Raw genomic sequence first — 12,069 nt, forward strand, 5'->3', positions numbered from 1 at the left:
TGACAATCACGAACACAAACAGATCAAATTGGAAAACCGGTGGTACCCAAGGCCGGACTCGAACCGGCACGGCCGTTAAGCCGGCGGATTTTGAATCCGCTGCGTCTACCATTCCGCCACTTGGGCACGCTGGGGCAAGAATTACCCGTCTCTTTTGCCCGCGTCCAGAGGCAAAGCGCTGGATTTTCGACAAACCTTCATCCTTCCTGGCGTCCGCGCCAAACGGCATCCCGGCCGCCTGTGCGATTGCGGTTGACCCCATGACGCCGACATGGCGTAACGGAACCAAAAGGGCGCATGTAGGAATGATCCGCAGACTGTATCACTGGACCCTGGCCTTGGCCGATCACCCCAGGGCGCTTTGGGTTCTGGCGCTGATTTCCTTCGTCGAGGCCTCGGTGTTTCCGATCCCGCCGGATGTCCTGATGATCCCGATGGTTCTGGCCCGCCCATCGCGCGCGTGGCTCATCGCGACCGTCGCCCTTGTCGCCTCGGTTCTGGGCGGGCTTCTGGGCTATGCCATCGGCGCCTTCTTTTACGAAGAAATCGGCCGCCCCATCCTGGAAACCATGGGTAAGGCCGACGCGATCGCAGCGTTCAACGCCCAGTTCAACGCCGCCGGTTTCTGGCCGGTGCTGATCGCCGGGCTGACCCCGTTCCCGTTCAAGGTGATCACCATCATGTCGGGCTGGACCGGTCTTCCGCTCGTCACTTTCATCGTCACGGCCATATTGGCCCGCAGCCTTCGCTTTTTCGTCGTCGCGGCGCTTCTGTGGAAATTCGGAAATCCGATCCGAGATTTCATAGAACGTTGGCTGGGCTTGCTATTTTCGCTTTTCGTCCTCATCCTTCTGGGCGGATTCTACATGGTGAAGTACCTATGACGTCAGATATCAGCCGAAGCACCTTGATTTCGCTGGCCACCATCGGCTCTTGCGCATTACTGGGCGGTGCCTTCCTGTTTCAGTTCTTCGGCTATCCACCCTGCGAACTGTGCCTGTGGCAACGATGGCCGCACGCCGCCGCCATCGTCATCGGCGCCGCGGCGCTGTCGATGAATGCGCGGGTGCTGGCCTGGCTGGGCGCCTTTGCCGCCGCAACGACCAGCGGGATCGGCGTGTATCACACCGGGGTCGAACGGCACTGGTGGGAAGGCCCGGACAGCTGCACCGGGTCGGGCGCACTGGACGTCGGCAACCTGCTGTCCACCGACGGACCCGGCATCGTGATGTGCGATCAGGTCGCGTGGGAAATGTTCGGCCTGTCGATGGCCAGTTGGAACGCGCTCGCGTCTTTCGGGCTGATGATTCTGTGGCTGATGGCCGTGCATCGCCGCTTCTGACCCGCGATCGCAGGCGTCAAACGCGCCTGCCCCCGACACTTCGTCATGAAACGCCAGGCCCCCGCGGCACGGTCCCGCCTATACCTTGTAGGCCAGCCGGATACCGCCCCAGTGAACCCCGTTGACGACGATCGGCGCCGACAGGTCCTTCATCATCACGAATTCCCCGTTGCCCATGTCGCGGCGATAGGCCTGCAGCAGGAACGGCCTTGTGCTTTGCCCGGCGGCCAGACCGACCCGGTCGTCGAAGATCCGTCGGTTGCGGGCATAGGCGGTGTTCCAGTCGATCATGTCCGTCATCTGCGGCATCGAGAACTTCTTGTTGTGGGTCGGCAGATAACCGTCCTGATTCACCGCAGCGCAGAACACGATATTGTCGGCAAATTCCAACATCGGTTCCTGAAAGGCGGGCAGTACCGCATCGGTGAAATTGGTGAACCGCGCCATCACCTGTTGCGGGTTGCTGCCCGGAATCGGCTGGTAATCCCGGTCCATCAGGTCGGCCATCGGAATCTGCCCGCTATTCACCGCCTGCTCGAAGCAAGCGGAAATATCCCGCGCCAGTTTCTTGACCGCCTCGATATAGGGCGTGTCGACGGTTTCAACGCCCAGACGCGCGCTCATGCCGGTCAGGGCTTCGGAATTTTCGGTCAGCCCCTGCATCGTGTCGAGCGCGTTTTTCAGGCTTTCCGACGAATCTGTCACCTCAGCCGACAATTCGGTCACCGCGTTGCGCACGTCGCCCACCGCCTGGCTGATATCACCGGTGGCGGCCACAATGTCCCGCTGGGCCGAACTGACTTCGCCCAAGGTCGCGGGCAACGCATCGATTTCACCGCCGATCCCATCCGTTTGCTGGCGAATCTCGCCCGCCGATTCCACCGCCAGGTCGGCGATCTTCATCAACTGGCGCAATTCGCCCGACAGCGTGGAAATGGTTTCCTGGATCTCGCCGGTGGCTTCACCGGTCAGGGTCGACAGGTCCTTGACCTCCTGCGCCACCACCATGAAGCCGCGGCCATGCCGGCCGGCGCGCGCCGCTTCGATCGACGCGTTCAGCGACAGCAAGTTGGTCTTGCGTGAAATATTGTCGACCTCGCCCGACACCTGCGCCACCCGCTGCAGCGCGGTTTCCAGCGTCGAAAGCTGATCGGAAATCCGCGTTACCCTGTCGATCAGTTCTGTGATCCCGCTGACCATCGACGTCAGCCTGCCGCTGGTGGCGACGACACGTGCCTCGGCCGCACCGGAAATTTCGACGGCATTGTTGGCCGAGGCCAGCACCGAGCGGCTTTGCGATGCCATTTCCTCGGTCTGTGCGGCGATTTCCTGGAACACTTCGGCCTGCCGGTCGACCCGTTGCGAGGTGTCGGAGATTTCGCCGGACACTTCGGCGATCGAGATGCTGAGCCCGCCGATCCGACTGGCGATTTCGGTGATTGCTTTCTGGCGGTCGTCGGTATCGGCATCCCCCGTATTCACGGGAACGGCACCTTCGGATTTGATCTGGCTCGCGTCCATGAGGTTCCTCCAACCTGGTAGACTGACATTGATCGTTGATATTCAGAACGGACCGAAAGTCCCTAGTTTTAGGACATCAACCTTGGGTAAGCCCCGCAGCGAACGCCCCCGAACGAAGGGTTGAACGGGGCGGACGCGCAGCAAAAGAAAAGGCCCCCACGATGGGGGGCCAGTTTCACGGATCAGGTATCGTTGGTTACCGCCCGGTTTTTTGCCTGTTTCCCGATCCATGTTTTGGGGCGAGCGCACCCGCCCCGAAACTTGTTCAGCTGCAACCGCTCGTCGCGCCGCAGGTGTTGCACTTCATGCAGGTGCCGTTGCGCACCAGCGTGTAGTTGCCGCAATCGCCGCAGGGGTCACCTTCGTAGCCCTGCATCTTGGCCTTGGTCCGCGCGTCCATGCCGACCGCGCCCGACGCGACCGCAGTGGTGGTGGTCATCGTAACGCTTTCCGGCGTGCCCGCGGTTTCCGGCACCAGTGTCTGCAGTGCCGCTTCGGGATCGGTGCCGTTCAGCACCGTGGCACCGGCGGTCTGGCCGCCCTGCAAGACCACCAGTTCCTGCGGCAGACGCTTGCGCAGATAGCCGGTCGAACTGATCTGTTTCAGAACTTCCAGCGACCGGCTGGCGGCGCTTTCGCTCATCTCGGAAATGTTCGACACGCCCTCTTCCTCGCCGCGACCGATATCATCGAAGCTCGCGCCCTCGGGTTTCACATGGGCCAGGTCGGTCCGGTCCAGATAGGAAACCGCCAGTTCGCGGAAGATGTAATCAAGGATCGAGGTCGCGTTCTTGATGCTGTCATTGCCCTGCACCATGCCTGCCGGTTCGAACTTGGTGAAGGTGAAGGCATCGACGAATTCTTCCAGCGGCACGCCGTATTGCAGGCCCACCGACACGGCGATGGCGAAGTTGTTCATCATCGCGCGGAACCCCGCGCCTTCCTTGTGCATGTCGATGAAGATCTCGCCCAGGGACCCGTCGGAATATTCGCCGGTGCGCAGGTACACCTTGTGACCGCCGACAACCGCCTTCTGGGTATAGCCCTTGCGCCGTTCCGGCATCTTTTCGCGGTGACTGCGCACGATTTCCTTGACCACAACCTTTTCGACGATCTTCTCGGCCAGCACCTTGGCCTTTTCCTGCGTGGTGCCGGATTCCAGCACTTCCGCCGCGTCCTCGTCATCCTCGATCAGCGCCGCCGCCAGAGGCTGGCTCAGCTTCGATCCGTCGCGATACAGCGCGTTGGCCTTGATGCCCAGCGACCAGCTCAGCTCATAAGCCGCCTTGCAATCCTCGATCGTGGCGTCATTGGGCATGTTGATGGTCTTGGAAATCGCGCCCGAGATGAAGCTCTGCGCCGCAGCCATCATGGTGATGTGGCTGTTGACCGACAGGTAGCGCTTGCCCCTCTTGCCGCAGGGATTGGCGCAGTCGAAGATGTGGTAGTGCTCTTCTTTCAGATGCGGCGCCCCTTCGAGGGTCATGGTGCCGCAGACGTGGTCGTTGGCCTGCTCGATGTCTTTCTTGCTGAAGCCCAGATGGGTCAGGATGTCGAAGCTCGGATCGTTCAGCTTCGCCGCCGGGATGCCCAGGGCGTTGCGGCAGAATTCCTCGCCCAGCGTCCACTGGTTGAACACGAAGCGGATGTCGAAGGCCGTGGCCAGCGCGGATTCGACCTTTTCGATCTCGGTATTGGTGAAACCGTGGCCGATCAGCGCGGTGTGGTTGATCCCCGGCGCGTTGCCCATGGTGCCGTGGCCCACCGCATAGCTGACGATTTCCTCGATCTCGCTGCTGGAATAACCGAGGTTTTCCAAGGCTGCGGGGACCGAGCGGTTGATGATCTTGAAGTAGCCGCCGCCGGCCAGCTTCTTGAACTTCACCAGCGCGAAATCGGGTTCGATACCGGTGGTGTCGCAATCCATCACCAGACCGATCGTGCCGGTCGGCGCGATCACCGACACCTGCGCGTTGCGGTAACCGTGCTTTTCGCCCAGCTCCAGCGCCTCGTCCCAGGATTTCATCGCCAGCTCGACCAGCCGCGCGTCGGGGCAGTTGGCGTGATCCAGCGGCACCGGCTTGACCGCCAGGTCCTCATAGCCATGCCCGTTGCCTTGCGCCGCATTGCGGTGGTTGCGGATCACCCGCAGCATGTGCTTGGCGTTGCGCTCATAGCCCGCGAAAGTGCCCAGTTCCCCGGCCATTTCGGCGCTGGTGGCATAGGAAACGCCGGTCATGATCGCGGTCAGCGCGGCGCCCATGGCGCGGCCTTCGTCGCTGTCATAGCCCAGCCCCATGTTCATCAGCAGCCCGCCGATATTGGCATAGCCCAGGCCCAGGGTGCGGAAGTCGTAGCTGAGCTGCGCGATTTCCTTCGACGGGAACTGCGCCATCATCACCGAAATTTCCAAGGTAACGGTCCACAGGCGGGTGGCGTGCACGTAATCCTCGGCCTGGAATTCGCCGTCCTTGTAGAAGGTCAGCAGGTTCATCGAGGCCAGGTTGCAGGCGGTGTCGTCGAGGAACATGTATTCCGAGCACGGGTTCGAGCCGCGAATTTCACCGTCTTCGGGGCAGGTATGCCAGGCATTGACGGTGTCGTGGAACTGGATGCCCGGATCGGCGCAAGCCCATGCGGCGTGACCGATGTCCTCCCACAGGTCGCGCGCCTTGATGGTCTTGGCCACCCCGCCGTCGGTGCGGCGCAGCAGTTCCCAGTCGTCGTCGTTTTCCACCGCCTTCAGGAAGGCATCGGTGACGCGGACCGAGTTGTTCGAGTTCTGCCCCGATACGGAAGCGTAGGCCTCAGAGTCCCAATCGGTGTCGTAGGTCGGAAACTCGATGCTGTCATAGCCCTGACGTGCGTAATCCAGCACCCGCTTGATATAGGTTTCGGGGATCGACACCTTCTTGGCGCCGCGCACCGCCTCTTTCAACGCGGGGTTCTTTTTCGGGTCGACCGCGTCCTCGCCGCTGCCGTCCCATTCACGGATCGCGCCGAAGATCGCGTTCAGCTTGTCCTCGTGCATCTTCGACCCGGCGACGATGCTGGCGACCTTCTGTTCTTCCTTCACCTTCCAGTTGATGAATTCCTCGATGTCGGGGTGGTCGACATCGCAGATCACCATCTTGGCGGCGCGGCGCGTGGTGCCGCCCGACTTGATCGCGCCGGCGGCGCGGTCGCCGATCTTGAGGAAGCCCATCAGGCCCGACGATTTCCCGCCGCCCGACAGGGCTTCCCCCTCGGCACGGAGGGAGGAGAAGTTGGTACCCGTGCCCGAGCCGTATTTGAACAGGCGCGCCTCGCGCACCCACAGGTCCATGATGCCGCCTTCATTCACCAGGTCGTCCGATACCGACTGGATGAAGCAGGCATGCGGTTGCGGATGCTCATAGGCGGACTTCGATTTCACCAGCTTGCCGGTCTTGTAATCGACATAGTGATGCCCCTGCCCCGGCCCGTCGATGCCGTAGGCCCAGTGCAGGCCGGTGTTGAACCACTGCGGGCTGTTCGGGGCAGCCTTCTGGGTGGCCAGCATGAAACGCATTTCGTCGAAATAGGCCTGCGCGTCTTCCTCGGTCGAGAAATAGCCGCCCTTCCAGCCCCAATAGGCCCAGGCCCCGGCCAGACGGTCGAAAACCTGTTTGGAGCTGGTTTCGCCGCCATAGGTCACGTCCTTCGATGCCGGAACCGAACGCCACAGGAATTCGGGCACGCCGTCTTCCTTGACCTTCTTCAGCTGCGACGGCACCCCCGCCTTGCGGAAGTATTTCTGTGCAATGACGTCGGAGGCAACCTGGCTCCAGCTGGACGGAACTTCCAGCTCATTCAGCTTGAACACGATGCTGCCATCGGGATTCCTGATTTCGGAAGAAGTGGTTACGAACTCAAGATCGGCGTATGCGTCCTGCCCTGCCTTGGTGAATTTTCTTTCAATTTTCATTTCGCTGCCCCGTGTTCGGCTGTCCCAGTGTTGGGATGTCATTGCATCCTGTGCCGCCTGTTTCAGGGCGCAGGGTATAGCTGCCGGCTCACGGAAAGCGTACAATCCGCGTCGGTGTCAGAGCCATGGCTCGAGATATAGAAGCTGTCCCCCGCCGCCCACGCCAACTACATGTTGTGGCGTTATCGGTCGACCCCCACAACTTGGCGTACATCCGCCTATCCGGTCAACGAGTTTATTTGTGGTTTTTTCAAATTTTGGCGGTTGACCGCGGCAGGGAATTTCAGTCGCTGCGATTCCCCGCGCAGGTTCTGCAATGCGGCAATCTGCAAGCGCTGCACGAAGGGGGCTCGGGAAGGGTCTATGAAACAACGGAAAATTTACTTCGCGGCAATTTCGGCGGCAAAAACCACCAAATCTAGTCACCATCATAAGTTTTACACAATATATACGAAGGTGAAGATCGACTGTCATAGGCGCGCCCTGGTCGGGCGAGATGATTCTGCAGGCAGATATGCGCACCGCGCGGCACCTGCCAGAAAATGAGGCAACCCGAGTCTCCCGATCCCGCGCGCCTCTTCGCTGCCGCGCCTCTCGCTCTGTCGCCGCGCGCGACAGCTGCGTAGCGGGCCCCGCGCCCCGGGCCGCGACACACCAGATATGGTGGCCACAAATACAAAAACACTAGGACAGGAACACGAGGCGCGCGTACCGCGCCCGTCGCCATCCGTTACTTTGATTTGAAATTGGTCGGGGCGGCGAGATTCGAACTCACGACCCCCTGTACCCAAAACAGGTGCGCTACCAGACTGCGCTACGCCCCGAACCGTCGCCGGTCTAACCCGGCGGACGGGAATTGAAAAGTCCTAATCGGCGTTTTCATCCGCGCAGGGCCAGACCGCGTCTTTGGCATCGAAACCGGGATGGCGCAGCACCGTTCCGGCGGTGATTCCCATCGCTTCGGCCAGGCCGCCGCCAATCTCCAGAACCGCCAACACGCCATCGCCGCCGGGAATCGCCGTCAGGTCGCCCGGCTGCGCACGGTGATGGATGCGCACCACGGTGCCGGCGTCGTCGATGAAAAGCATGTCCAGCGGGATCAAGGTGTTCTTCATCCAGAATGCCACCCGCCGCGGCGAGGGATAAAGAAACAACATGCCGGAAGATCTTGGCAGGGTTTCGCGGAACATCAGCCCGCGTGCGCGTTCCGCATCGGTATCGGCCAGTTCCACCGAAAACCGCGCCTGCCCCCAATCGCCTTTCAGGAAAACCGCGTCCTCGCGACAATCCTGTGCGGCCGCCTGTGTCGCCAGGATGGGCCACAAAACGGCCAGCACGGTACGCACCAGCCACCTCATCTGTCAGTGTTCGTCCAGTTTCAACGCGGTTTCCCAGGCCGACACCTCGGTCGCCATGCGACCGCGACGGCCCTCGATGACCCGCAGCCCGACCGCTTCGCCGGGTTGCAGATCGGCCAGGCCCGAGCGGCGCAGAACCTCGACATGCACGAAAACGTCTTCGCTGCGCCCGAACACGTTGGCGAAGCCGAATCCCTTGCCCTTGTCGAACCACTTCACCCGCGCCGGTTCCAGCGGCGCGGAACGGATGACTTCGGGGTCGATATCTTCGAAATCGGCCAGCGCGGCCATGCCGGATCCGGCGGGCGGTTCGATGCTGAACACCTCGGTGGCCTGAATGCCGCGATCCGTTTCCTGGACCACGATCTCGATCTTCGCACCATCTGCAACCGAGCTTTGCCCGAAATTTCGCAGTACATTGGCGTGCAGCAGAATATCCGGTCCGCCTTCATCGGCTAAAACGAATCCGAACCCTTTCACCGGATCGAACCATTTGACTTGGCCAGATATCCTGCGGGTGCCGTTAACATCAGTATTCACAGCTTCGATACCCACATGATCGTCATCCCCATTCATTTCATGTGACAAAGTCATGTGTCGTTGCAAGGTAAAAGTTGAAAATTTTTCAACTGTTTGCATTCCACGTCACGCGAAATTCATGGGTTCAGGCGGGTCACCGCCCAATTTTTTCCAGCGCTTTCGCGGCGCCAGACAAACCTGTCATGGAGCCGGAACGCACCGTCTGCCCAGAACTCAATCTCAACTGGATCGATTCTGTAACCTCCCCAAAAGGATGGGCGGGCGGGATTCGGTCCATGCTGCGCCGTTACTTTGGCCACTTCCGCCATCAATGCGGCGCGCGAATTGAGTGGCCGGGACTGCTTCGACGCCCATGCTCCCAGCCGGCTCTTGAGCGAGCGGGACTTGTAATAGGCATCCGCCTTCGGTCCATTTTCGTGACTGACGGTGCCGCGCACCCGGATCTGGCGTCGCAAGCTTTTCCAATGCATCACGAAAGCGGCCTTGCCGGCCTGGTCCAGTTCGCGGCCTTTCGCGCTTTCGTAATTGGTGTAGAACACGAAGGCATCGTCCTCGATTTCCTTCAGCAGGACCATGCGCGCATTGGGCAGACCGGTTTCGTCCACGGTCGACAGCGCGATCGCGTTGGGATCGTTGATTTCGCTTGCTTCCGCCTCTGCCAGCCAGCGCCGCGCGATTTCAAACGGGTCGTCGCCTGCGAAAATGCCTGTCCTGTCGGTCATCTCTGCCCTTCCAGTGCCGCCCAAAAGATTGCCCGTCCATCGTTCCATCGGGTCAAGCGGCACTTGATGCACGACAGACGATCCCCTAAAGGATTTCAACGCAAACACTTGGTCGGAGAAAACGTAATGTCAAACCAATTGATGGCGGGAAAACGCGGCGTGATCATGGGGCTTGCAAATGACAAGTCGATCGCCTGGGGGATCGCCAAGGCCTGTGCAGACGCCGGGGCCGAAATGGCCTTCACCTATATGGGCGATGCTTTCCGCAAACGGGTCGCACCTCTGGCCGAACAGCTGGGCGTCGAAACGCTGATCGATTGCGACGTGTCCGACCCCGCCTCGATCGATGCCGCTTTCGCCGAAATCGAAGCGAAATGGGGCAAGATCGATTTCCTGGTCCACGCCATCGGATTTTCCGACAAGAACGAATTGCGCGGCCGCTATGTCGAAACCAGCCGCGACAATTTCCTGATGACGATGGATATCAGCTGCTACAGCTTCACCGCCGTCATGCAGCGCGCCGAAAAGATCATGAATGAAGGCGGCAGCGCGCTGACGCTGACCTATTACGGTGCCGAACAGGTGATGCCGCACTACAACGTGATGGGCGTGGCCAAGGCGGCGCTGGAAGCCTCGGTGAAGTATCTCGCCGAAGATCTGGGAAAGGACGGCATCCGCGTCAACGCAATCTCCGCCGGACCGATCAAGACACTGGCCGCCAGCGGCATCGGCGATTTCCGCTATATCCTGAAATGGAACGAACTGAATTCGCCGCTGCGCCGCAACGTGACCATCGACGACGTCGGCAAATCGGCGCTCTACCTGCTGTCCGACCTGGGGTCCGGCGTGACCGGGGAAAACCTGCATGTCGACGCCGGATATCACGTTGTCGGGATGAAGGCGGTGGACGCGCCCGACATCGACGTGGTCACCGGCCGAAAGGACTGAGCGATGAGCATCGACAACCGCCTGCCCCACGAAAAAGGCTTCCATATCAGCTGGGACCAGATTCACCGCGACAGCCGGGCGCTGGCCTGGCGGCTCGACGGGCAAGGCCCGGATGACGGCAACTGGCGCGCCATCGTGGCGATCACCCGGGGCGGCATGGCCCCGGCGATGATCATCGCGCGCGAACTGGATATCCGCACCGTCGACACGATCAGCGTGAAATCCTACAACCATCAGGACCAGATGGAGGCCCAGGTGCTGAACCACCCCGACCCCGACCTGATGGGCGACGGCACCGGCATCCTGATCATCGACGACCTGGTCGACAGCGGCAAAACCCTGGAACTGGTACGCGAAATGTACCCCAAGGCGCATTTCGCCACCGTCTACGCCAAACCCAAGGGCCGCCCGCAGGTCGACAGCTATATCACCGAGGTCAGCCAGGACACCTGGATCTTCTTCCCGTGGGACATGGCGCTGCAATATGTCGAACCCTATCGCGGTACCGACTGAACCACGACCGGATCGACATGTATGAACCGCCGCCGATCATCCGATTGGCGGCGGTTTCGCTTCAGAACAGGGGAATCCTGCGATTGAGCATCAGCAGCAGCGGTGCCAGCGCGAAATCAAGCGCAAGCGTCAAGGCCGCGAGTTCGCCGAAGGACAGATCGAACCCAGCCCGCAGCGGAACCAGCAGCAGCAGGTGCGAAAAATAAATCGCCGAGGACAGGTCGCGCACCGTTCGCCCCCGCAGTCGCAGCGGCAGAACCCTGGCGAAGCGGAACAGCATCGGCGCGACCAGAACCGCGGAGAAGACGACTTCGTAGATCCCCTCCGCCGGCATGAACACGGAATTGAATCCGACTTCGCCGGCCAAAGCGGCGATCCCCAGCCCCAACAGCCCCCAATCGCGCGCCTGGATTTTCCCTTCGGCAAATCCGGTGCGGCGGATCACGACGCCGATCGCCACATAGGGGAACCCCATGAACAGGAAATTCCGGCTTTCCGCCTCATGCACCCGCCGGAACGCCAGATGCGCCATGTCGTAGGTCATGTTTTCGTAATATTGCAGCGCGACACCGGCGGCGACCAGCAGCACCGCCAGCCCGACAAGCCGCCGGTTACCGAGCTTCCGCAGCAGGTGGAAAATCAATCCGCCCCCCAGAAGCGCCGGCAAGAACCACAGATGCGCGTAACCGAAGATCGCGTAGAATCCAAACCGCAGCAGGGAAAAATCTTCAAAGATCAGCATAATCGGCAGATAGAGCAGCGACCAGATCAGGTAGAAGCTCAACACCCTGCGCGCCCAGGGCCAGATGCCGTCCCGCGTCTGCGCCTCGAGGAAATAGCCGCTCATCACGAAGAAAAACGGCACGATGATCCGCGCCACGCCATTGAGGAAGTAAAAATGCGCCTCGGGGCTGACGATCAGGAAGAAGGAAGAATGCGCCAGCACCACCATGCAGGCCAGGATCAGCCGGATGATATCGAGCCCGCCATAGCGCGGCTTATCTTGTGAAATGGGTATCGTCGCTGTCGCCAACATATGCGCTTGAATGGGTTTTCCCGATTGGACCGCTTCGCTTTTGAACCTGCGCGATCGTTGCGCCGCGATCAACCGTAAGGCCCCGGTTTGCCCCGGATTTTCCCGCCCCCGGGGATAACCCCCCCATATTTCGCGAAGCCGGC

At 60.9% G+C, this 12,069-nt stretch carries 11 protein-coding genes and 2 tRNA genes; 5 read left to right on the forward strand and 8 right to left on the reverse strand.

Features of this window, described 5'->3' with window-relative positions; genetic code table 11:
• Nucleotides 1-40: 40 nt before the first annotated feature.
• Nucleotides 41-126 (reverse strand) — tRNA-Leu (locus IT775_RS02325).
• A 179-nt stretch (nt 127-305) separates the two neighbouring features.
• On the opposite strand from IT775_RS02325, the gene IT775_RS02330 reads away from it, so the two are divergent.
• Nucleotides 306-884, forward strand: a complete 579-nt coding sequence (locus IT775_RS02330; RefSeq protein ID WP_212699445.1) for a YqaA family protein — start codon at nt 306-308, stop codon at nt 882-884.
• Complete coding sequence (locus tag IT775_RS02335; RefSeq protein WP_218958512.1) at nt 881-1,342, forward strand: disulfide bond formation protein B; 462 nt, start codon at nt 881-883, stop codon at nt 1,340-1,342. The genes IT775_RS02330 and IT775_RS02335 overlap by 4 nt, the downstream gene beginning before the upstream one ends.
• A gap of 78 nt (nt 1,343-1,420) precedes the next feature.
• Here IT775_RS02335 and IT775_RS02340 read toward each other — a convergent pair whose 3' ends face one another.
• Together IT775_RS02340 and IT775_RS02345 are read right to left on the reverse strand one after the other, a co-directional pair.
• Nucleotides 1,421-2,824 carry a methyl-accepting chemotaxis protein gene (locus tag IT775_RS02340; protein ID WP_343231101.1) on the reverse strand — a complete coding sequence of 468 codons (1,404 nt, stop codon included), beginning with the start codon at nt 2,822-2,824 and terminating at the stop codon, nt 1,421-1,423.
• 304 nt (nt 2,825-3,128) lie between these two features.
• Entirely contained in the window at nt 3,129-6,809 is a 3,681-nt protein-coding gene (locus IT775_RS02345) for a vitamin B12-dependent ribonucleotide reductase (RefSeq protein WP_212699447.1), read from the reverse strand.
• Between the two features lie 125 nt (nt 6,810-6,934).
• Between IT775_RS02345 and IT775_RS02350 the strand changes: the two genes are divergently transcribed.
• A complete protein-coding gene (locus IT775_RS02350) occupies nt 6,935-7,231 on the forward strand; it encodes a hypothetical protein (RefSeq protein ID WP_212699448.1) in 297 nt (98 codons plus the stop codon).
• A gap of 325 nt (nt 7,232-7,556) precedes the next feature.
• Here the strand turns inward: IT775_RS02350 and IT775_RS02355 are convergent.
• The 4 genes from IT775_RS02355 to pdxH form a co-directional block, all read right to left on the reverse strand.
• Nucleotides 7,557-7,633: transfer RNA gene (locus tag IT775_RS02355), tRNA-Pro, on the reverse strand.
• A 42-nt stretch (nt 7,634-7,675) separates the two neighbouring features.
• Nucleotides 7,676-8,167, reverse strand: coding sequence for a DUF192 domain-containing protein (locus IT775_RS02360; protein ID WP_212699449.1), 492 nt, complete (start codon nt 8,165-8,167; stop codon nt 7,676-7,678).
• Nucleotides 8,168-8,170: 3 nt separating this feature from the next.
• Nucleotides 8,171-8,743, reverse strand: coding sequence for a cold-shock protein (locus IT775_RS02365; protein ID WP_212699509.1), 573 nt, complete (start codon nt 8,741-8,743; stop codon nt 8,171-8,173).
• Between the two features lie 80 nt (nt 8,744-8,823).
• Nucleotides 8,824-9,429, reverse strand: coding sequence for a pyridoxamine 5'-phosphate oxidase (gene pdxH / locus IT775_RS02370; protein WP_212699450.1), 606 nt, complete (start codon nt 9,427-9,429; stop codon nt 8,824-8,826).
• Nucleotides 9,430-9,555: 126 nt separating this feature from the next.
• Here pdxH and fabI point away from each other — a divergent pair, with 126 nt between their 5' ends.
• Nucleotides 9,556-10,377, forward strand: a complete 822-nt coding sequence (gene fabI, locus IT775_RS02375) for an enoyl-ACP reductase FabI (protein WP_212699451.1) — start codon at nt 9,556-9,558, stop codon at nt 10,375-10,377.
• 3 nt (nt 10,378-10,380) lie between these two features.
• Nucleotides 10,381-10,890: a xanthine phosphoribosyltransferase gene (gpt, locus tag IT775_RS02380; protein ID WP_212699452.1), complete on the forward strand. Its 510-nt coding sequence runs from the start codon at nt 10,381-10,383 to the stop codon at nt 10,888-10,890.
• A gap of 61 nt (nt 10,891-10,951) precedes the next feature.
• Here the strand turns inward: gpt and IT775_RS02385 are convergent, their stop codons facing one another.
• Nucleotides 10,952-11,926, reverse strand: coding sequence for an acyltransferase family protein (locus IT775_RS02385; RefSeq protein ID WP_212699453.1), 975 nt, complete (start codon nt 11,924-11,926; stop codon nt 10,952-10,954).
• Nucleotides 11,927-12,069: the final 143 nt, after the last annotated feature.

It is taken from the genome of Thalassovita aquimarina (assembly GCF_018219815.1).
GTDB lineage: Bacteria > Pseudomonadota > Alphaproteobacteria > Rhodobacterales > Rhodobacteraceae > Thalassobius > Thalassobius aquimarinus.

What these genes read in the sequence shown, in the direction of transcription:
- IT775_RS02335 (WP_218958512.1), top strand. Translation starts at nt 881, where the DNA reads ATGACGTCAGATATCAGCCGAAGCACCTTGATTTCGCTGGCCACCATC.
- IT775_RS02345 (WP_212699447.1), bottom strand. Translation starts at nt 6,809, where the DNA reads ATGAAAATTGAAAGAAAATTCACCAAGGCAGGGCAGGACGCATACGCC.
- fabI (WP_212699451.1), top strand. Translation starts at nt 9,556, where the DNA reads ATGTCAAACCAATTGATGGCGGGAAAACGCGGCGTGATCATGGGGCTT.
- gpt (WP_212699452.1), top strand. Translation starts at nt 10,381, where the DNA reads ATGAGCATCGACAACCGCCTGCCCCACGAAAAAGGCTTCCATATCAGC.
- IT775_RS02385 (WP_212699453.1), bottom strand. Translation starts at nt 11,926, where the DNA reads ATGTTGGCGACAGCGACGATACCCATTTCACAAGATAAGCCGCGCTAT.
- IT775_RS02350 (WP_212699448.1), top strand. Translation starts at nt 6,935, where the DNA reads ATGGCTCGAGATATAGAAGCTGTCCCCCGCCGCCCACGCCAACTACAT.
- pdxH (WP_212699450.1), bottom strand. Translation starts at nt 9,429, where the DNA reads ATGACCGACAGGACAGGCATTTTCGCAGGCGACGACCCGTTTGAAATC.
- IT775_RS02330 (WP_212699445.1), top strand. Translation starts at nt 306, where the DNA reads ATGATCCGCAGACTGTATCACTGGACCCTGGCCTTGGCCGATCACCCC.
- IT775_RS02365 (WP_212699509.1), bottom strand. Translation starts at nt 8,743, where the DNA reads ATGAATGGGGATGACGATCATGTGGGTATCGAAGCTGTGAATACTGAT.
- IT775_RS02360 (WP_212699449.1), bottom strand. Translation starts at nt 8,167, where the DNA reads ATGAGGTGGCTGGTGCGTACCGTGCTGGCCGTTTTGTGGCCCATCCTG.